The sequence below is a fragment of the Photobacterium marinum genome, from assembly GCF_000331515.1.
GTDB lineage: Bacteria > Pseudomonadota > Gammaproteobacteria > Enterobacterales > Vibrionaceae > Photobacterium > Photobacterium marinum.
The window spans coordinates 21931-43460 of record NZ_AMZO01000013.1 but is presented as its reverse complement, the minus strand read 5'-3'; the positions used below and the strand labels follow the sequence as shown (position 1 = coordinate 43460).

Sequence of the window (21530 nt, the reverse complement as noted above, 5' to 3'; positions counted from 1 at the left end):
AGCCGCTGCCATTAATATCAAAATGACATCGGCTATAAAAACAAAAAGCGCAGGCGATGTTTTTGCGGCCTGCGCTTTCTTTATCTGTTCATATAGCGCTAAGACGCAATTAGCTCAAATACTGCTTTAATGCATCGCCGGGTATAGAACTCTGAGTTGCAACAGCAAATGACGCCCACTTGGCACCTTCTGCCATTGCATCTTCGATAGGTAACTGATTGACAAATCCATTGATCAGACCGGATGCAAAAGCATCGCCAGCACCTGTCGTATCCACTACTTTACAATTGACCGCCGGAATACTGAAACAACCATCAGCAGTATAAGCGACAGCTCCTTCAGCGCCATCAGTTACAACAAAATAACGTAACGCATCACCCGCGATAGTTAACGCATAGTCCCACGCCTCAAGCTCACTACGCCCTTCCAGATCTGATTTTGAAGTGATCAGTACATGACAAGGTCGCTTTCGTTCATCTTTAGCCAGTTGTGCAATCACTAACGTTTTCTCAAGAGCCTCTCTAGCCCATTCAGCACAACCTTCAGCTGATGAATTAATATAAAGAGCATCCCAGCGAGAAAAATCCGGAGGTGTACCAAGAACAAACTTCGGACGCTCCGGACGTATAATGGTGCGCTCTCCGTCCGGTGTCATGATTAATAGCAATTCAGGAGTCGCCACATCGTTACGGCGTAACAAACCACAATTTAATCCATGCAAACCAGCTTCGGCCAACAACCAGTCAGCTGTTTTATCACAACCGACCTGGCTCACAAGAGATACATTATGGCCTGCCCATACCAAACCCAGGCCGGTATTAGCGCCTCCGCCACCAAGACGTCGACCGCAATCTTTATAGTGATGGCGCCCTCCTGTAGTAAGAGGTTTATCCAACTGTACAACCCGATCACAATTCAGGTTTGCAATCAGCATAATATTTGCCAAGCGATCTCTCCTGTCCAGACTAACTCTGCTCACAGCTTATAATTCTGAATAACCATAATATGTAAATGATATAAAGAATGATTCACCATTAAAAAATGCAGAGCCAATAAAGTTAGTAAGATCACATAAAAAAACGTGAAGTGGTTAAAACAACCACTTCACGCTTATTTATTCGAAAGAACTAAATGTACTTAGCAGTAATCAGCGTATGGATTTGCTTGCGGCAACTCAATCGCCTGATCAAACTCGGAAAGCGTCATTGCTTCCTGAGTCATAGACACTGAACTATCATCCATTACACTCTCACCGAAGTGATAACGAATTGTCTCTGCGCCTTTGCTGGCCGCGACATCATTTTGTTCTGCTACATTTCGAATCTGAACATTCTTATCGTGATAAGCCAGCATCGCTTTTTCACCGTGCTTATTACTTAGCATTGCCAGAGTTTGTGCCGGAGACAGCACCAATCCTGTCGCATTGTTACCGCCGAAACCTTTTGCATTCAACAGTACTGCTTTATAGTCTTCGCCATTTTCACCGGCAAACTTATGTTCAGTCAGAATATCCAGGTTAGACTGATGAACATCATCAGAAATGTGATCAATTGTCTTGATTGCCGGAATCCAGCCATATTGCCATACACCCAGAGAAGCAATCAGCTGATCGCCTGCCGCGGCACCCATTGAGTGCCCGACATAAGACTTAATCGCTGTTACAGGCCAGCTATCAATAGCAAATGTTTTAGCTACTTCATTCAAAATATGGCTTTCTGTAACACGGTTTTGTGGTGTGCCTGTGCCGTGAGCCTGAACATAAGTCTGCTTTACTCCCTCTTCGCCAAGAATCGCTTTTGCCAGTGCCGTGGCCTTCGCCATAGTGACATAGTTGCCCACACCCGGCGCAGAGATAGACTTCTTATTAGCATCGGCGTTTACAAACACATCTGCAACTGAACCATAAACCGTCGCACCCAGCTCAAGAGCCAGCTCATCATCCATAAGCACAACAAACTGTGAAGACTCAGCCATCGTAAAGCCTGCGTTAGCAGAAAACGGACGGCAAGCACGGCGATTATCTACCACATCGCTGCTATCCAGTGCCTTAAGCTGTTCATCCTCAGCCAGTGCTCCCATAACACGGAAGCCTTCCATAATTTCAGCAACAACCGGAGCTTCCGCATTACCGACAATCACCACCTTCGATTTACCATGCTGAATGTCATACATGCCCTGGCGCAGGTTATACAGGAAAGTGGCACACGCCCCCATATTGGTACCCGTTGTACCAACACTGTTGATGACGTAGCTGTTTACAAAATCCGCAGGCATTTCCGCTAGCGATAATGCCATCATCTTCGAGCTGACACGTCCACCTGTCAGAGGAGCAGCCAACATACCTGAAAGAGACTGGTCATCCACCTGAGCAAGTGCACTGCCGGCATAAACTGAAACCTCATCAGGCTTAACGTGTTTCATTACCTCAGCCCAGTCGAAACCAAGAGAGTTCAACGCATCAGATGCGCCGTAAACAGTCAGCTTCAGGCCGCGAGGATGGAAACGTGAGTTATAAAGCTTACCCGGGTCGAAACCGGCTGGGATATTACCACCACTGGATACAGGGAATGACACACGATCTTCAAGCAAAGCATCCAGCGCACCATTTACGGTGATTTGTACCTTGCTACCCTGCTCTTCAACGGTCCAGTTATCCGGAATCTTTGTAGGCAGTTTAGACTTACGCAAAGTAAAAGTGATTTGCTCACTTTCAGTGTTAAGATTCGCTTTGTACTGATAAAGCAAGTTGTCAGGGTCGAACGAATCGATGCGTCGAACTAAAGTACCCGCCTTAATTGCTTCAATAAGTTCAGAATCCAACTCGCTACTGCTTGCCAAACCCATTCGGTGCGCTAAATCCTGCCACGTGCTTTCCATCTCTTTTTCAGACAGTGCATCGGCAACCATTCGCTTGTAGCTGTGAAATCCGGAGCTACGACCTGCAGCATTAACGCCACCAAATCCGACAATCAGTGGTAACTTTGTCATCCTAAACCTATTTCTTTTTATTGCGATGGCGCATAGGTTACCAATTTACGCTGTTCATTCACCTAAAATATATGCCAAAATCACTGCCAATCAGGCCAAACACCCATAAGTGATTCTAAATATGAAAGTTGCTTTTGCCCTTTATCATCGCGCCTTAGTGACCGGTGTCTCGCTGGCAGCAGAGATGTTGAGCAGCGCAGCAAGCCTTCGCCCTCGCCAACAACAAAAATCAGCCCCCTTTGAAATCAAACTGGTTGCTCCTACGTTAGAGCCACCTAAGGTTCCCGCCGGTCTCAAACTTCAACCGGATATTACTTTCAGCGACGAGCAGACTTTCGACACCATCATTCTGCCACCAATGTGGGGGAACCCAATGTCAGCCCTTCACCAAGCACCGGAGATCATTCCCTGGCTGAAGAAGCAATATCAGCAAGGTGCACAACTGGTAGCAACTGGAACAGGCGTTATTTGGCTGGCAGAAAGCGGTTTACTGGACAACCAGGTTGCCACAACTCATTGGTATTACTACGATAAATTCGCAACACGCTATCCTAAAATCCGACTGAACAGACAAGCATCTATTACCGCTGCCAATGGCCTGTTCTGCACCGGAAGTATCAACTCCCAGTCTGAAATGATCCTCTATCTGATTGCAGAAAACTTCGGCCAAAAAACGGCAAATACCATTGAAACTCACTTTGGTCATGAGATATCCAAATCCACCCAGCAGCCGTTTTACCAGATCGGTGGCCAAGTGCAGTTTGATGAGTCGATAGCACTGGCGCAGGACTGGATGAAGCGAAACCTTTCAACCCCCATTACTACTCAGGTCATCGCTGATCATTGTGGCCTGCCGCTACGTACCTTTAATCGTAAATTTAAAGATCAGGTCGGAGAATCGCCGCACCAATATCTGCAAAAAATACGGATGGAAGTTGCTCAACAATTGCTTCGTGATTTTGGTATGTCAGTTCAGGATGTTGCTGAACAAGTGGGCTACAAGGATGCTTATCACTTTTCAACCCGTTTTCAAAAACAGTTCAGCATGACACCAATTCAATACAGAAGGATGGTAAAAGCAAAGATATACAACCCTTAAAACTTAAATCGAGCTTAATACAGACTATTCTTAAAATTATCAAAGGTGTTTATGAAGTGAGACACATACAACTCAAATTCAATCACTATCATAGGGAGTAAGCCTGTGGAGGAAATGTGTCGTATGTATAAAATCAATTTTTTGCTTCGTGTTATCAGTGCCTTATTACTTATATTCTGCTTACCATTACAAGCAGCCCTACACCCTGTCAGCTCAACAGAAATCAACGAAAACCAATGTCGTCTGGATATCTTTCATCTTTTTAAAAATGATCAGAAAAAGTTCGAGAGCAATATGCAGTTGGCAATGATCACTGACGTCCGGCACAGACACCGTTACATCGCAATCAAAGCAGATATCAATCATCCCGCAGGGTTTGAAAATATCAGCTATTACCGTTCCGGACAGCCAGTTGAAGTTTTCACAGCAAACTGGCGCAAGAATGGAAACAAACATAGTGTGACCCGGCTGGTTATGTTGGGAGGAACCAGCGACAAGCAGGCATTTGATGTGTTCACTAAGCTTGTACATCAGGACGAAGGACACTTCGAAATTAAAAGATCCGGAAACCGTTATCGCTTCAATGCTGACAGCCGAGATTTAGATGACTTTTTCAATTGTCTGCAAAGAAACCGCTGATAGCATTCCGGTTGCTTCTGGAGTTAGGCTCTAGAATTAATGAGCCAAACAAAAACGCCGCCAGTGAAATTACTGGCGGCGTTTTTTACTATTTAGCTATAAATTTGATGCATTACAAAACTGACGTGAATGTGACTGCTTCACTCTATCTGTAATGTCATCATACTCACCGTCAATAACAGTGCCATTCATACTCTGGGAGAAAGGCTGCCCCTGCTGCCTTACTGCTTCTTCATAGGCGGCAGTCATCTTCTTTTTAATAAACGGACGAGCAATCAAAGCTGCGATGCTAACAAATAGCCCCATTACTGCTGCCAGTGTTAATGTGAAAAAACCGACAATCAAAGCAACGACACTCGCAACAAAATTCTTCATACACCAGCCTCTTTTCATCTGTTGATATATCTATCTTCATCTCTATGACTTGCAGTCTATCGGAACAAACATGAATCAATCATGAACAAGAAGCAAAAAAGAGCCCTCAATGATTGAACAATACCGACCAATTAGCATTAATACTCATATCTAAATGAATAGCGGCAAGGTACATGTAACACCGAACTCCAAAGCGTTAACGACTGAGCAACAGAAGATCCAATAACTAGAGGCGCGCATTAATCTCGTCTAGAGCGAGAAAAAACCATTCTAAAAAAGCCACAATTCTCTTAATGTCGAACGAACTCGAACGTACACGCTGATAGACCAGTTGAGGGAGCATAATACGGTTGAAATGGTCGGTTCAGAAGCTTGAATCTCGCCCAAAAATAATTTCCGCATAACTTCTCTCTAATATGCGGAAATTTATTAAAGATCCATATTGCCGTTCGCCCTTTCAATACACCCATCAGAGTTAAAGTCGATACCTTTGGAGGAATTATCGCAACAAGATGAACATGGTCTAGCTGGATATTTAACTCCATAACCTCGCAATCCTTCATGTTCCAGATAATGTAGATTGAACGATAAAGCTCTTTACCTACATTCTCTTAAATCAGAATTCTTTGATAAATTGATTTCGCATCAGCCCATGAAAATTACAAGCCAAACAGCTTGCAGGGCTGGTAACCGGCGCCGCCGGATACTAACTTTGTCTGTTGCTAAAAGGAATTGCTCTATCCAATCAGCATCGAATGAATTAATAACGGATTCAAATGAGCCATTTTCTTCTACAAACTCAAAAGCTAATTCAAGCTCTTACGTAAACAAAAAAATCCCTAACCAACAAATGATTAGGGATTATCTATCAACCCGAGGATCATTCAAGTCTTCTTAAACGATCAGCACTAATGAACAATCATCGGCTTTTTGTTGAACTCGTTATAGCAATTAACAATTAGTAACCAACACCTGCACAATACGAAGAAACCAGACTCAGAATCAGCGCAAAAGACATTACATTCAGGGCCGGCTTACTCTTTGTCAGAGTTGGCATCAACCATACTCCGACTGAAGCTAGCAGTAATCCCAGGCTGAAGACATGCGCGACGAAAGGCCCAACTTCATTCAGCACTTCTGCACGTTGTGCAAGGTCAGCCAATTGTGGAATACCCGTCAGGAAACAAACCACTGCGATAACAGCACCCAATGCAGGCAGGTACTTATTTACTTCTTCCACTTTATGTTCTGCTCGCACCAAAGCGGTGTGAGCCAATAACGTTCCACCACATAGTGTTGTCGCAATAAAGTGGGCAGCCACCAGCCAGTGTTCACTTCGTTGAATCAGGCCATGTCCCAAATAAAGCAGACCACTCAATACAACAACCGCCAGCATCACTTTTCTTAGTTTATCGTTACCCAGTAAGGCTTTCTCTGCGAACCAGTACAACAGTGCCAGAACAAAGAAAACAGTCACCAGCATAGCTTCTGTACTAAAACTATAAACAGAATGAACTTGTGACAGCATCAGATTGACTTCACGCAAGATCAGCGAAGTAAACAACAGAAGCCATAATACAGGCATTGTCCGGTGCAGGCGGTCACTCTGACCAAAGCATAGTTTGCCGCTGAAAATCACAGCGCTTAAAATCAGAAATGCACCAATCGACAATTGGGCAAAAACACTAGATAAGATGAATGGCCAATCGAACCAAGCCATGTGTTACCTCTTCTCTCAAACTTCAGAATAAACCTGAAATCAGATAATTATTATTTAATACGAAACCGCGTATTTTGCCTCAAGCCGAATCGTTCTGCCAGACGGATACCAAATACAAATGAAAACCTGTTTTTGCCCGCTGATAAAGAGTGCAGGTACGCCAGCAAAGATCGAACAGTTCGGTTGACTGTGACACCTAACAACACTATCTTATTTTTGAACAAAAAATAAGCAAGAAGTAATAAATCACAAGATTAGAAAAATTCCAGACAACTCCAGCAGAGACGCCTATGTTTGCAATTATCCATGTAGATGTATTTGATGGCCAAACTACCAAAGCTAACCAGGCTATCCTAGTCGAAGGCGATACCATTCAGAATATCCTCCCGATGAACGAAATCAGCCTGCCAGAGCAAACATTCAATGCCAGCGGGCTGACAGCAACAGCCGGTTTTATAGACATTCAGCTAAACGGTTGTGGCGGCGTGATGCTAAATACGGATATTCAGAAAAAGACCCTGGATATCATGAATCACACCAACCTCAAATTTGGTACAACTCAATATCTGCCGACTTTCATTACCAGTGGCGACCATGACATGAGAAAAGTCCTGGAGCTTATTGGTGATATCGAAAACAGAGAAGCAGAAGGCATCCTGGGGTTGCACCTTGAAGGCCCTTTTATCAGCAAAGAGAAAAAAGGCGCACATGATCCCATCCACATCCGGCATCTCGACGAAATGACAGCCTACTTCCTGGCTGATCATGCCGATAAAATCAGTGTCATTACTTTAGCCCCGGAAAATACTGCTCAATCTGTTATCGACATCCTTACAAATGCAGGCATTACTGTTTCTTTAGGCCATACCAATGCAACCTACGACGAGCTAGAAGCCAAAAGCGGCTTCCATATGGCAACCCATCTGTTCAACGCAATGTCACCGTTCGGCTCAAGAGAACCCGGTGCCGTTGGTTACATCTTCGATAAAAAACCTTATGCAGGGATCATTGTTGATGGTATCCACTCTGCATTTCCCTCTGTACGAGTTGCCCATGAAATCCTTGGTGAAAAGCTTTTCTTAATCACAGATGCGGTCACCCCTGCCGGTACGGATATCACCGAATATGACATGGCCGGGATTACAGCTTATGTCACAGATGGTAAATGCCATTACGCAGACGGCACAATTGCGGGCTCAACAATCACTATGCTTGATGGTATCCGTAACTTAATAAAATATGTCGGATTAAACCGTGAAGAAGCCCTGCGTATGGCAACTCTATATCCAGCAAAAGCATTAAATATTGATGACTGCTACGGAAGGCTGGCTCCCGGTTATAAAGCAAATATCACTTTACTTACCAATGAGAATGAGATTGGCGCTGTTTTCCAAATGGGAGTTTATTGCAATTAAACTGGTTGTCACCTTCTGCTCCAAACCCGCAGAATGCAAATAGCAAAACAATTTCGACAAGACAAACCATTTGGTAAGTGCTTAACAAGAAAACAAAAATGCCTGGCAGAATATCTGACTGGCATTTTTTATAACTATCGCTAAATTTGATTTATAAACATACGAAAGCGGGCTTTACACCCGCTTTTAAAAATTAAACCAATTAATTATACGGTTTTTGCTTTCAGGCTATCTTGACCCTTAGTACTAACAGCCCTGGCCATTTGAAACTCACGCAGTTTTGAATACAGGTAAGTAACAACGATAGAGAAAAACAGATATGAAAGCGAAAATACAATCGGTGAATTGATCACATTGGCTTCTAGTCCCCACATAACACCGGCGATGGTCACCCCCATCTTAGCCATCATGCCCATTAGCAACATCAACAATGCTAGCTGCGGGTAACGTGTTGAACAACGAAATGCCAACCAGTAACCTGTACCTACAGCTACAGCCGCAACACCAAAGCCGGCCATAAATGAGTGGAAGTGTTCACCAGAAAGCACTCCGCCAAGAGACGAAATCAGAAAAATCAGAGCGAACTTCATAAGCACACCTCAGTATAACTAATGAGAAAAGGTCATTTCTTTCCATACCATAGTCAGCAGTTTCATTTTCCCACCTTTTGTGCTTATTTCATACTTGTATAATATTCACGCAGCAAATAATTAACAGCACCCGCCCTTGAATTTACATTTTGAAAAGACTTAAGATCATGAATTTAAAAATAAAATCAAATAAAAAGCCAACCGATTGTTACACCTGTAAATAATTGTAAGAAATCTTTTCAAGCGCCACATCTGTAAATGTTTGTGTTAAAAAAAGCACAAAGCGAACGTCAAAATCAGAATGAGAAATCACGATTTATAAATCTTGACATATTAAATGTGGAATTTGGGTTTTAATATGCGATGTTATCAAGATCAGGCAAAAAGCCATTCACAACACCAAAAACGGTTCAGGATAATAGTGAACATAAAAAAACACCCGGTAAAATACCGGGTGTTTTCATCATTATCTAGCAGTATTAAAGCTCTGCCTATGCTGTCAGCACATCTTCCAACTTCTCAATTTTCACTGCTGCTACTTTGAACTCAGGGATCTTGGCATGAGGGTCTGTCGCCGTGATAGTCAGACGGTTAGCCGGAGATTCCGCAAAGTGGAATGGTACAAACACAACGCCCTGCTGCATTCGCTTGGTAACAAATGCCGGCGTGTCGATATAGCCTCGGCGGGTTGATACCCGTAGCATTTCACCATTACCGATACCCAAACGCTCAGCGTCGTCAACCGAAATCATAGCGCGCGGACCAGCCAGCTTATCAAGGCCTTTCGTCTTACGGGTCATAGTACCAGTATGGAACTGCTCCAACAGACGGCCTGTTGTCAGAACCAGCGGATACTCATCATCAGGCAGCTCGGCGGCATATCGGAATGGGATAGCCACCATCTCAGCTTTACCACGCACGAACTGCTTCTCGTGCATGATACGAGTTCCCGGATGCTTGTCATCTCGGCATGGCCACTGAACACCTTCACTTCCGATGCGCTCCCAGTGGATACCGGCATATTGCGGAGTCAACTGAGTGATCTCTTCTGTAATATCCTGAACGGACTGATAATCCCAGTCACTGCCCATTGCATTAGCAATACTCTGAATGATCCACCAGTCTTCTTTCGCTTCTCCCGGAGCCTTAACCACTGGTGAGATGCGCTGAACACGACGTTCAGTGTTAGTAAAGTTACCGAACTTCTCTGCAAATGAGCATGACGGCAGAACCACATCAGCATACTGAGCAGTTTCCGTTAAGAAAATGTCCTGAACTACAAGAAAGTCCAGCTTTTCAAGACCTTCAATCACATGCGCCTGATTAGGATCACTCAGTACCGGGTTTTCACCCATTACATAGAGACCTTTTACCTTATGGTGGCAAGCTGCATCGATAATTTCAGTCAGGGTCAAACCAGCTTCTGATGGCAGATCCGGCTTATTCCACGCCTTGGCAAACTTGGCATGTACATCCGGGTTATAAACTTTCTGATAACCAGGAAGATTGTTAGGCAGCGCCCCCATGTCACAGGCACCCTGTACATTCGACTGACCACGAAGCGGGTTAATGCCAGCCCCCTCAATACCAAGGTTTCCGCAAAGCAGCTGCAGGTTGGCAATTGAGCGAACATTGTCATGACCTGTCGTGTGCTGAGTAATACCCATCGAGTAGTACACTGCTGTGCGGTCAGCCGTACCAATCATTTCAGCAATCTTAACCACGTCGCTGGCTTTTACGCCAGTGATCAATTCGACTTTATCCGGGGTATAAGCATCAGACATCACTTCCGCTTTCAACTGCTCATAACCTTCAACGCGCTCGGCAATATATTGCTCGTCCTGCCAACCGTTCTTGATGATCTGCTGCATGATACCGTTGATCAGCATTACATCCGTACCCGGACGTTGAGCAACATAAAGCTCGGCATGTTCAACCATATCAATACGCTTCGGATCGGCAACAATCAGACGTGCTGTTCCTTTACGAATAGCCTGCTTAATATGCGAAGCAATAATCGGGTGAGCCGATGTGGTATCAGAACCAATAATAAACACCAGGTCAGAATGTTTAATACCCGGAATATCATTGGTCATTGCCCCACTACCCAGCGATGCTTCCAGGCCGGTTACGGTTGATGCGTGACACAGACGGGCGCAGTGGTCGACGTTATTGGTACCCAATTCACGACGAACAAACTTCTGAAATGCGAAGTTATCCTCGTTAGTGGTTTTCGCAGAAGAGAAACCGGCAAGTGCATCAGAACCATGTTGTTCTTTTATATCACCAAGTTTTTCTGCCACCAGCGACAGTGCTTCGTCCCAACTTGCAGGTAGCAGTTCGCCATCTTTACGGATCAGCGGCGTAGTCAGACGCTCAGAACTATGAACGAAGTCGAAGCCGAAGCGACCTTTCACACACAGCATGCCATCATTAACCGGAGAGTCTTTAGCACCCTGCACGTAGCGAATCTGGTTGCGGCTTTCATCGACATACATGGTGACCTTACAGCCAACACCACAGTAGGTACAGATAGTATCTACCGGCTTAAGCATTTCGATACGGCCCTGCGATTTATCACGCGCATCAACCAATGCGCCGGTCGGACATACCTGAACACAGGCACCACACTGAACACAGTTGGAGTCACCCATGTTATAACCGTTTTCAAAACCCGGACGACACTCTGGACGGTTAGCACTGCCACCATCCGGATTTTTCATGAAGCTCAATGCGCCATGAACAGCATTTTCGTTACAGGCCTGAACACACTGACCACAACTAATACAACGGTTAGCATCGAAAACAATAAATTCAGACGAAGTATCGACACAGAATTTCTGACGACTTTCCGTGTCAAAGTCGTTGTTATCGACTTTGTATTCAGTTGCGTAGTCACGCAGCTTACAGTCGGTATTGGCCTGACAGCCACACTCCAGACAACGCTCAGCTTCGCGAATAGCCTCTTCATTCATGAAGCCTTTTTCAACTTCATCAAAGCTCAATTCACGCGCTTCAAGACTCAGTTCCGGCATTACCGCACGCATCACTTTTTTAATGTTAGTGAAATGCTCAGGATCAACCTGCTTGAGTTTGGCTTCTTTGTGTGAGTTAAACGGTTTAACTGGAATATTTTCCATATCACCGTTAAAGAAACGATCAATCGCTTGTGCTGCCACTCGACCATCGGCTACCGCCTCAATCGCTGTAGCCGGGCCACGGCGGAAATCGCCAATACTGAAGATATTTTCGACACCGGAATGCATAGTGCCAGCTTCAGACTCCAGCGTTGCCCAGCGTGTCAGCGGCAGCTCGATGTTGTCATTATCAAGGAAAGTTAAATCCGGTTTTTGCGATACCGCAGCAACGACTGTATCGAAAGCTTCAGTGAAGTATTCGCCGGTTGACTGTGGACGACGGCGACCCGATGAGTCCGGTTCACCCAATGCCATTTTCTCCAGCTTCACTTCACAGACCCGGCCATTATCACCAGCAATATTCTCAACCGGGTTAGTCAGGAAGTGGAACTTTACGCCCTCATGTTCAGCTTCTTCGATTTCATAATCTTCAGCCGGCATTTCGTCGCGGGTACGACGATAAATCAAGGTTGTATCCGCGCCGTCACGAACAGCGGTACGGGCACAGTCGATTGCGGTGTTACCACCACCAATTACAGCCACCTTCTTACCAGTGGTGTACTGCTTCTCGGTGACATAATCTTTAAGGTAATCAACACCCAAGTAGCAACCATCAAGATCACTACCTTCATAATTCATTTCAACCGCTTTCGATGCACCAACAGCTAGACAAACAGCATCGAAACCGTTCACCAGTTCAGAAAGCAGGAAGTCTTTACCCAGCTCTTTGCCGGTTTCGATCTTCATACCGTTACGGCACATCAAATCAACTTCTTTGTCGAGGATTGCTTTTGGCAAACGGTATTCTGGAATACCATAACGGAGCCAACCACCAGTTTCCGGCATCGCCTCATAGACGGTGACGTTGTAACCTTCGTTGCTCAGGTAATACCCACAAGTCAAACCACCCGGACCACTACCGATAATAGCGACAGACTTATTCTTAGCAGGCTTACGTTCAGGAACATACTGCTCCTGCGCTTCCAAGTCCGCATCAGCAGCATGACGCTTCAGCTGACGAATAGCCAATGGTTCATCCACCAAGCCACGACGACACTCTGCTTCACAGAAGGCAGGACACACACGACCAATAGAAAGCGGCATAGGCAGAGTGCGTTTGATCACTTCAATAGCTTTTTGGTGATCATTCTGGGAAATGTGGTAAAGGTAAGACTGAATATCAACCCCGGCCGGACAAGCTGTCTGACACGGAGCCTCACAGTCGGCATAGTGATCTGACAGAATGCGGTTCAGTGCTTTGCGACGAGATTCCGCCAAAGCTTCACTTTGGGTGGTGACCTTCATTCCTTCAACTGGTTTGATTTCACATGCGCGTTGTATGCCTTGTCCTTCAACTTCGACCACACACAAACCGCACGGTACTTTTTCACCATCTTTATTCAAACCACATAAGGATGGTATTTCTATCTGGCATTGCGTCGCGGCTTCAAGCAGTGTCTGCTGACTGTCAACAGCCACTACCTGTCCGTCTATTGTGACATTGTTCATAAATTGCCTCATTTAGTAACTCGGCACTGACTCATGGCGATTGATAATACGGTGGGGAGCAAATAAATGCTTATTCACTTGTATTAGCTAACTTCTTGTTCATAGGGGAAAGCCAGGTACAGTACTCAAGGATGATTGAGAGAAAATCATCATTTTTGTTATCGTCCCAACGTACCAGAACCAGAATAAAATTCCTTGATTTGGAGCACTGTAGAGAATTATTTTTTGGACAAAATAAAGTAATCAATATGTTCTATCTATATAATTATCTACACGTATATTGAAATTAGTTTAAACTTTCTATCACTTTATTTCATAATTAACCCTTAAGGGTTAAAAGCAACAATCAAAGCAATTTTTCGTCACCATTTTGCACGTCATTAGTCCCCATACCATCTATGAAACCGGTATAACTACAGTGAAATTCAGCCAGCTCATAGATAAAACAAATAAATCGATAAGTATCACATAGTTATTTGACGGAACCATCTTTAGCCCTATATAACGCGTGACTTTTGCCCTTTATCCAGCATATAATTCGATGATAATTTTAATAATTTCTTGAATTACCGGGCAAATTATGGCCAATATCCTTGATTCTGTTGATCTGCGCACCCAGCTTGTTGGTGAAAACCGACTTGAGTTGCTTATCTTCAAACTACATACATCCCAATTATTTGCCATCAACGTGTTCAAAGTTAAGGAAGTTGTAAAACTGCCTAAACTAAACAGCCTACCCGGTTCACACCCGAATATTACCGGTGTTGCGAATATTCGCGGGCTTTCAATTCCTGTCATCAACCTTCGCCAGGCCATCAGCATGCGCCACGGTGAGGAAGAAGGTGAATGTAACCTGATCATCACTGAATATAACCGCTCTGTTCAGGGCTTTCTGGTCGGTGAAGTGATGAACATCGAAAACCTGACCTGGCGTGACATTCAGCCACCTCCAAGTCAGGTTGGCCGCAACAACTACCTGACAGCACTAACCAAGCTTAACCGTGACGGCGCTGAACGTCTGGTCAGTATCATTGACGTTGAAAAAGTTCTGTCGGAAATCATCGAATATAACGTTCATATTTCTGATGACGTACTGGACCAGAACATTGTTGATCACTTGCATGGTCGCAAGATCCTGATTGTTGATGATTCATCAACGGCTCGCGCCCAAATCCGCGATACACTTTCTCAATTGGGTCTTGAAATCATCGAGGCGACAAACGGCCTGATGGCTCTGAACATGCTGAAGAAATGGTGTGATGAAGGAAAAAACATCAACGATGAGATTCTGATGATGTTTACTGATGCCGAAATGCCAGAAATGGATGGTTATAAGCTGACGCATGAGATCCGTAATGATCCGCGTATGAACGACATCCATATTGCACTGAATACGTCGTTGAGTGGCAGCTTTAACGAAGCGATGGTGAAAAAAGTAGGCTGTGACCGCTTCATTTCCAAGTTCCAGCCAGACCTGCTGGTTGAAGTGGTTCAGGATCGCCTGCGCGACATTCTGTAATTCAACAGTTCGCCAAACAGATCAAAAGAACTCGCCTCTTGGCGAGTTTTTTCTTTTGGTATCTTTAAGACCCACTATTTGCCCTCGCTTCTTTTGCACCAATTCCTAGCAATAAATCAAGCTGAAATGAAGCACAGTAATTTTCAGTAAAATCATCAGCCAATAACTGTCATCCCTGACCATTTTCTGCCTCCGTAACAAAATCGGTTTCCAGCTCATTCCATGCTTTCAGAGTTTCACCGTGTAAAATGTCAATCCGCTGTGCCCGTGCATCTTCAGATATTGTTGCCAACTGCACAGTTAGCAACAGCATGATGAAGAGGGGGAGCACCCAGCCGGGAGCTCCGCTGTTATTGTTTGTCGTCATTATTCGATTACCTGCCAGTTGTGCTGACTATTAAGCCAAACTACTCACCTGGTTAATGAGTGTTCGCAGTCTGAACACTGCTCTGGCTGCTGCGCAAAGTTACACGGCGGTCAAAGAAATCACCTTCGAAGTTCTGCTCGGCTTTCAACGGCGCCTGATCACCATAGGCTGCAACAACAATCTGATTAGCATCAATGCCATGTTGTTCAAGATAATTACGAACCGCATCAACGCGACGTTGTGAAAGTGCCATATTCTTCTCACTGCTACCGCGGCGGTCGGCGAAACCTGCCAGTTCCCACTTAACCTCAGGAGCCTGCTTCATCATCTCGGCCAGTTCATCAAGCTGACTTTGGAAATGTGGTTCGATAGAGGCAGAACCGGTACGGAAATGAACATTCATCTCCAGAGCCAAATCAATCTGACGTTGCTCTTCCATCATTCTGTCCTGCTGAATTGCTTGTTGTTGCAGGCGGGCAATCTCAATCTGGGCCTGGTTGTAACGGTGGCTTATGCGCTCTAATTCTGCGTTGCGGGACGCAATTTCCTGCATTTCTTCATCCTGCGCCTTAATGTAATCCTCTTGTCCGACTGTGGTACCGATAATGCCGCCGATAATACCGCCGACAACCACACCAGCAGGGCCGGCAACCAGTGCACCGAATGCCGCACCAGACCCCATACCAATCAGTTGTTCCTCCTGACCGACTTTATAAGCATCATCAGCAGGCTCAACGGTGTTGGCCTGAGCGACCGGAGCAATTACAGAAGTCATCAGAGTGGTAGCGATAAGAGTAGAAATTAGCTGCTTTTTCATTTTGGAATCCTCATTCGTTATAAACGTTTGACGTTGTTGTTTGTGTCGTTGCGTTTCGATGAGGTAATTAAAACAAGCAGATCTGGCATTATCGGGGAGAAAAAGAGGCAATGTGCTGATCAATTGTGGCAAAAAAATGGCAATCGCCACACACCACTTTTATCTGCACTTTTTTATTGTATAGTCACAACCAGAAAGCAATTTGCTCTAGTAACGCAGCAGTAAATGAAGGTAATAAATGAAGAAAATAGTTATTGTCGAAGATGAAGCGGCGATTCGCGAAAACTATATAGATGTCCTTAAAAAGCATGGCTATAGTGTGCAGGGTTATGACAACCGTCCGGATGCACAGGCGGCTTTCGAACAGGAGCTACCGGATCTCGCTATTATTGATATCGGCCTTCAGAATGAGATTGATGGCGGTTTCTCTTTATGCCAGTCGCTTCGTGCCCTGTCGCCAACTATCCCTATCATTTTCCTGACCGCCCGCGACAGTGACTTTGATACCGTTTGCGGCCTGCGAATGGGTGCCGATGATTACCTGACTAAAGACATCAGCCTGCCACATTTAATGGCTCGCATTGCTGCCCTGTTCCGCCGGAGTGATCTGCTGGCAGCCCCAACTGAGCAGGAAACACTAATTGAACGCGGCCCGCTAACCATTGATAAAAACAAAATGCAGATATTCTGGAACAGACAGCTTATTGAGCTTACCGTGACGGAATTTTGGATGGTCTATGCCCTTGCCAAGCGTCCCGGTCATGTAAAGAGCCGCCATGATCTGATGGATGAAGCCCAGGTGGTTGTCGATGACAGCACCATTACTTCCCATATAAAACGTATCCGCAAAAAATTCATGCAATATGACAACAATTTTGACTGCATTAACACTGTCTATGGCATGGGCTACCGCTGGGGCGCATAACGGATTCAGATGAAGAAACTACCGAAATTACCTGTTGGCCTCAGAGTCAAAGTTATTCTGATCTCCAGCTTTCTGCTCTTACTGCCATGGCTGGGTTACAAATACATCCTGGAGATGGAAAAACTGCTGCGCCAGGGTCAGGAGCAAACCCTGATTGGTACTACGCGAGCTGTCGCTACAGCACTGAATGAGCGCCCTAACCTGTTCAGCGATCAGGCCAGTTTCCTGCAATCGGTACAGAAAGGCCGAGACTTGTATGCCTATGAATTACAAAGTCCGATCACATTAGACGGCCAGCTTAATGACTGGACTGATTACGACGATAAAATGGTTCGCTACGGTCGCGATTATGTCCAGTTCGGCCGCCGTCCATACGACAATAACAGCATCAGCTTCCGCCATATTGTCGGAAAATACGATGGTTACCTTTACGCGGCCTTTGAAGTTTCTGACCTCAGCCCAGTTATGCGTCGTAAAGACTCCCTGCGCGTAGACCGCAATGATCACCTGATCATTGCCATGACATCACCTGACGGTGAGTTTTCCCGCTATGTTGTTTCCGCTTATGAAGATGGCTGGATCAACGCATGGCAAATCACAGATGACATCTCGAACCCATCGACACTCATTCAGCAAAAGCAAATTCAAGGCTTCTGGAAATCAACTGAAAATGGCTACAACATTGAATTAAGATTGCCGCTTTCCACCCTTGGCAATAAGTTAGGCTTTGCCTTTTACGATATCAATAACAACCAGAACCGCGAAATCGATACTATCATCGGCACTTCCAACACCACGCGACTCAGCAGACTGGGAACAGTTCTGGTGCCATCTCCTGAAATAGAAAAAATCCTGAAAGGAATGGGACACACCAGTTCCCGTATCTGGGTGATTGATCGCCACCAGCGCGTGTTAGCACAAACCGGCGATATTCAGGATTCTAACGGCGTATGGTCGTCATCGGTTAAATACGCAGATAATGACGTTTCCTGGTGGTCTGCGATTGAGAAGAAACTGCTGCACCCGTTTTACTACCGTTATCTTATTACCGAGCCAACAGAATTCAGCGACTTCAAACAAGATGAAGCACTGGTAAAAGGGGTTCATGTTTCTCAAGCGTTACAAGGGCGAGGCTACTCCCAATGGCGTCGCTCGGAAGACGGAAAGGTTATGATTCTGTCTGCTGCCTACCCTATCTGGCTTGATAACAATGTGATGGGAGCTGTAGTGGCAGAAGAGTCGACTATCGGTATTCAAACCCTACGGAACCAGGCACTGGAAAAGCTGTTTAATGCCATTCTGGCCATAATCGCCATCGGCACAATTACCCTGTTCTTATTCGCTTCAAAGATATCTTCTCGGATTCGTCGCCTGCGTGACGAAGCAGAGCAAGCCATCGATAGTCAGGGCCGCATCCGACAACCGATTTCGCCAACTACCGATACCGACGAAATCGGCGATCTGTCACGTAGCCTAGCCGGAATGGTGAACCGCCTCGGCCAATACAACCACTACCTGGAAAATCTGTCCTCGCGTCTATCACACGAATTGCGGACGCCGGTTGCAGTGGTTCGTTCTTCACTTGAAAACCTGTCGATGCAAGATCAGGACGAGGATTCCCAACGCTATATTGACCGTGCGCAAGACGGTGTTAAGCGTTTGAGCACCATTTTGTCGAGCATGACGGAAGCCACCCGCATAGAGCAAAGCCTGCAAGGTGCAGAAAAAGAACGATTCCCGCTTAACGAATTGGTTTCAGGCTGCATGCAGGGTTACCAAATGGCCTTCCCTGAGCAGGCATTTAAGGTTCATAGCGGCAGTAAAGACATTTTCATTAACGGTGCGCCGGATTATCTGGCCCAACTTCTGGATAAACTGATCGCCAATGCGGAAGACTTCAGTGACAACCAGAATCCGATTGAAGTGATTCTGACTCAAAACGGTCCGCAGGCTAACCTTTCAGTCAGTAACTACGGGCCGTTATTGCCGGAAAATATGTCTGATCAACTACTCAACTCCATGGTGTCAGTGCGAAGCCAGAATAAGCAAAGCAAACCTCACCTTGGCCTTGGGCTGTTCATTGCCAGACTCATTACAGAGTTTCATGAAGGGGAAATCAGACTAAAAAATCGTGCAGATCAAAAAGGTGTCGAAGTCATAATTACCCTTCCTATTGCCTCGGAGGACAATTAAGTGCTGCAAAACTCACCCTAGGCCGATATTGGTACAAAATAATCACCACTCTTCCCCCAAGCTGTGAACTCGATACTTAGAGTCCCGAGCATATTCAGCTACATTTTATATGGTTATATACCAAACTGAATCATAGTTCGGCGCTCCTTCAACCCGCTATACCCGAGCTCCGGCACTCTGTTGACTCAGATTATTGTTTAGTTTGGTATTAAACGGAGGATCATGTATGAAAAGGATAATTATATGTTCCGATGGTACCTGGAACCGCCCCGAGCAGTATGGTGAAGAAGACTTCCCGACCAATGTGCTAAAACTTGCCAGAGGGATTCGCCCTACCAGTTCTGAAGGTATCAGCCAAATCGTATTTTACGATTGGGGGATCGGCTCTTACCACGACAAATTTACCGGAGGCGGTATCGGTAAAGGGCTGGAAAAAAACATCATGGATGCGTATCGCTTCCTGGTTCATAACTATGAAGCAGGTGATGAAATCTACCTATTTGGCTTCAGCCGAGGCGCTTATACCGTGCGCAGCTTATGCGGAATGATCAATAACTGCAGCATATTGAAAAGTATGCACGGCAGCCGGATAGAAGAAGCATTCGAACTTTATAAAAACAAGGATAACAAACCGCAAAGCCCCTACTCTGTCAGCTGGCGGCAAAACTACACCATCGAAAGTAAAGTGAAAATTCATTTTATCGGCGTATGGGATACAGTAGGAGCAATGGGTCTGCCATTCAGTATTTTCAGCGATATTGACGACAGACACCTATTCTATGATCGCAAGCTCGGCAGCAATATCGTTAAAGCTCGTCATGCCCTGTCACTTGATGAACAGCGAGATGATTTCAAACCAACCATCTGGGAGCCTCGTGAAGGTGTCGACCTTGAGCAGGTATGGTTTTCCGGTGTTCACTGTGATGTCGGTGGTAGTTATAAACCGGATGCTGACGGTACAGTCTTGTCCGATATTCCTATGCTCTGGCTACTGAACGAAGCTGAACAAAGTGGGTTAGAGTTTGAACCTGCATTGAAACCTGTCAATACGAATGCACTGGCCAGCCAGCACAATGAGTACAAACGTAAATATCTACTGCTTGGTAAACATGTACGTGAAATCCCGGCTCAAGACCAGACACCGACCTGGGTTCACAAAAGTGTTCGGGAACGGTACGACAGCAAGTACCGCAGTAAACCCATCGACTCATACATCAATAAACATGGTGAATGGCCACCAATTTGGGAAGACTGATTCTTCAGGCTCCTTGAACTAAATATCAATCATAAGAGCAGGTCCTCCCTGCTCTTTCCCCCGACATTACCCATTTCTATTAATACCATCACAATATTGCTTTTTAGAGTAAAATCTCAGTTTTTATTCTCCCTCTCCCTTAGGATATGAGTTATGTAACACATAATACTCAGGGCATATCGCTATGTATCAAGACAACTTTATTGATGCTATTCAACACAAGAAAAAAATCCGTTTAACTTTTATCGCTAAAGAAAACGGAACAGAGACAACAAAGATCTGCGCCCCCATCGATTTTGGCCCTAAGCGCATTTCAGAAAACCAGTGCAACCGGTATCACTTGTGGGATTTTGACAGTGATCCTCGCCACCACATTCTCTCTGTTCTTCCTGAACGGATCGTAAAAATGGAAGTACTAACGGAAAAATTTTCTCCGGAAGATTTTGTTGCCTGGCCAACGAATTGGTTCGTGAAGCGCGATTGGGGCAAATACAGCTAAATTGACGGTCCTTCCCCTCGTCCTATAGTTAATAGGTGATTCACCCAAAGACAACGGAGGGAAGGAAATATGACCGCTCAAATTTCATACTCCAAGCTTGAGAAAAACTACACTCCTGATTTTCGCAACCGAATTAACATGGCCAGAAATACCAACGATGTTTATGACGTTTTCTGTCATACCGTGGCCTGCATGTTTAATGAAATCACCGAAACAAAAAAGTACAGGGAGAGTGATATAGACTTTTACCCCGAACGGGAGAGTCATTACGAGTTAGGATCTAATTTGAAGCGTGACCCCGCTGTCCTCGAATGCCTACATACTTCAGATCTTGGCCGGATTCTTGATGATATGGCTCAAACAGCAACAAACAGGCATACGCACCTGATGAAACACCCGGAGAAAACCAACTCGAAAATAATGCGTCATTAATTTCGAACGCATAACGTGAATCAGGCACTTATTTTTTATAAGTGCCTGATT

At 45.2% G+C, this 21530-nt stretch carries 18 protein-coding genes and 2 pseudogenes; 10 read left to right on the top strand and 10 right to left on the bottom strand.

The annotated features are described in order from the left end of the window. Nucleotides 1-109: 109 nt before the first annotated feature. Both C942_RS09425 and C942_RS09420 read right to left on the bottom strand, forming a co-directional pair. The gene (locus tag C942_RS09425) at nt 110-946 is read right to left on the bottom strand and encodes a PfkB family carbohydrate kinase (RefSeq protein WP_007465049.1); all 837 of its coding nucleotides are present in this window, start codon (nt 944-946) and stop codon (nt 110-112) included. Between the two features lie 191 nt (nt 947-1137). Beyond that, nucleotides 1138-2988 carry a beta-ketoacyl synthase gene (locus C942_RS09420; RefSeq protein ID WP_007465048.1) on the bottom strand — a complete coding sequence of 617 codons (1851 nt, stop codon included), beginning with the start codon at nt 2986-2988 and terminating at the stop codon, nt 1138-1140. A 121-nt stretch (nt 2989-3109) separates the two neighbouring features. Between C942_RS09420 and C942_RS09415 the strand changes: the two genes are divergently transcribed. Together C942_RS09415 and C942_RS09410 are read left to right on the top strand one after the other, a co-directional pair. Continuing rightward, nucleotides 3110-4087: a GlxA family transcriptional regulator gene (locus C942_RS09415; RefSeq protein WP_007465047.1), complete on the top strand. Its 978-nt coding sequence runs from the start codon at nt 3110-3112 to the stop codon at nt 4085-4087. Between the two features lie 123 nt (nt 4088-4210). Then, a complete protein-coding gene (locus tag C942_RS09410) occupies nt 4211-4726 on the top strand; it encodes a hypothetical protein (protein WP_007465046.1) in 516 nt (171 codons plus the stop codon). A gap of 96 nt (nt 4727-4822) precedes the next feature. On the opposite strand, the gene C942_RS09405 is transcribed toward C942_RS09410, so the two are convergent. Beyond that, on the bottom strand, nt 4823-5101 hold the full coding sequence (locus C942_RS09405) for a hypothetical protein (RefSeq protein WP_007465044.1): 279 nt from the start codon (nt 5099-5101) through the stop codon (nt 4823-4825). A gap of 175 nt (nt 5102-5276) precedes the next feature. Between C942_RS09405 and C942_RS25745 the strand changes: the two are divergent. After that, nucleotides 5277-5468: pseudogene (locus tag C942_RS25745) on the top strand (IS3 family transposase); the annotation flags it as partial. On the opposite strand, the pseudogene tnpA reads toward C942_RS25745, so the two are convergent. From tnpA to C942_RS09395, 3 genes and pseudogenes are all read right to left on the bottom strand, one after another. Continuing rightward, nucleotides 5392-5709, bottom strand: a pseudogene (tnpA, locus tag C942_RS09400) (IS200/IS605 family transposase); the annotation flags it as partial. The pseudogenes C942_RS25745 and tnpA sit on opposite strands and share 77 nt — an antisense overlap. 37 nt (nt 5710-5746) lie before the next feature. Continuing rightward, nucleotides 5747-5842, bottom strand: coding sequence for a transposase domain-containing protein (locus C942_RS24640; RefSeq protein ID WP_232428160.1), 96 nt, complete (start codon nt 5840-5842; stop codon nt 5747-5749). Between the two features lie 217 nt (nt 5843-6059). Beyond that, the gene (locus C942_RS09395) at nt 6060-6821 is read right to left on the bottom strand and encodes a DmsC/YnfH family molybdoenzyme membrane anchor subunit (RefSeq protein WP_007465042.1); all 762 of its coding nucleotides are present in this window, start codon (nt 6819-6821) and stop codon (nt 6060-6062) included. 290 nt (nt 6822-7111) lie between these two features. On the opposite strand from C942_RS09395, the gene nagA reads away from it, so the two are divergent. Beyond that, the gene (gene nagA, locus C942_RS09390; protein WP_007465040.1) at nt 7112-8236 is read left to right on the top strand and encodes an N-acetylglucosamine-6-phosphate deacetylase; all 1125 of its coding nucleotides are present in this window, start codon (nt 7112-7114) and stop codon (nt 8234-8236) included. A gap of 206 nt (nt 8237-8442) precedes the next feature. On the opposite strand, the gene C942_RS09385 is transcribed toward nagA, so the two are convergent. Together C942_RS09385 and fdhF are read right to left on the bottom strand one after the other, a co-directional pair. Then, entirely contained in the window at nt 8443-8826 is a 384-nt protein-coding gene (locus C942_RS09385; protein WP_007465038.1) for a hypothetical protein, read from the bottom strand. A gap of 491 nt (nt 8827-9317) precedes the next feature. Next, nucleotides 9318-13472, bottom strand: a complete 4155-nt coding sequence (gene fdhF, locus C942_RS09380) for a formate dehydrogenase subunit alpha (protein ID WP_007465036.1) — start codon at nt 13470-13472, stop codon at nt 9318-9320. A 580-nt stretch (nt 13473-14052) separates the two neighbouring features. On the opposite strand from fdhF, the gene C942_RS09375 reads away from it, so the two are divergent. After that, nucleotides 14053-14991: a chemotaxis protein CheV gene (locus C942_RS09375; RefSeq protein WP_007465033.1), complete on the top strand. Its 939-nt coding sequence runs from the start codon at nt 14053-14055 to the stop codon at nt 14989-14991. A 169-nt stretch (nt 14992-15160) separates the two neighbouring features. On the opposite strand, the gene C942_RS09370 is transcribed toward C942_RS09375, so the two are convergent. After that, nucleotides 15161-15358 (bottom strand): hypothetical protein, encoded by a 198-nt coding sequence (locus tag C942_RS09370; RefSeq protein WP_007465031.1) that lies wholly within the window; start codon nt 15356-15358, stop codon nt 15161-15163. A 52-nt stretch (nt 15359-15410) separates the two neighbouring features. Continuing rightward, the gene (gene pdsO, locus C942_RS09365) at nt 15411-16175 is read right to left on the bottom strand and encodes a sortase-associated OmpA-like protein PdsO (RefSeq protein WP_007465028.1); all 765 of its coding nucleotides are present in this window, start codon (nt 16173-16175) and stop codon (nt 15411-15413) included. Between the two features lie 238 nt (nt 16176-16413). On the opposite strand from pdsO, the gene pdsR reads away from it, so the two are divergent. The 5 genes from pdsR (at nt 16414) to C942_RS09340 (ending at nt 21479) form a co-directional block, all read left to right on the top strand. Further along, the gene (pdsR, locus tag C942_RS09360) at nt 16414-17100 is read left to right on the top strand and encodes a proteobacterial dedicated sortase system response regulator (RefSeq protein WP_007465026.1); all 687 of its coding nucleotides are present in this window, start codon (nt 16414-16416) and stop codon (nt 17098-17100) included. A gap of 9 nt (nt 17101-17109) precedes the next feature. Beyond that, the gene (gene pdsS / locus C942_RS09355) at nt 17110-19293 is read left to right on the top strand and encodes a proteobacterial dedicated sortase system histidine kinase (protein WP_007465024.1); all 2184 of its coding nucleotides are present in this window, start codon (nt 17110-17112) and stop codon (nt 19291-19293) included. Nucleotides 19294-19519: 226 nt separating this feature from the next. Then, nucleotides 19520-20548 (top strand): DUF2235 domain-containing protein, encoded by a 1029-nt coding sequence (locus tag C942_RS09350; protein WP_007465022.1) that lies wholly within the window; start codon nt 19520-19522, stop codon nt 20546-20548. A gap of 184 nt (nt 20549-20732) precedes the next feature. Beyond that, nucleotides 20733-21047 carry a hypothetical protein gene (locus C942_RS09345; RefSeq protein WP_007465021.1) on the top strand — a complete coding sequence of 105 codons (315 nt, stop codon included), beginning with the start codon at nt 20733-20735 and terminating at the stop codon, nt 21045-21047. A 69-nt stretch (nt 21048-21116) separates the two neighbouring features. After that, nucleotides 21117-21479: a hypothetical protein gene (locus C942_RS09340; protein ID WP_036799461.1), complete on the top strand. Its 363-nt coding sequence runs from the start codon at nt 21117-21119 to the stop codon at nt 21477-21479. The last annotated feature ends 51 nt before the right edge of the window (nt 21480-21530 follow it).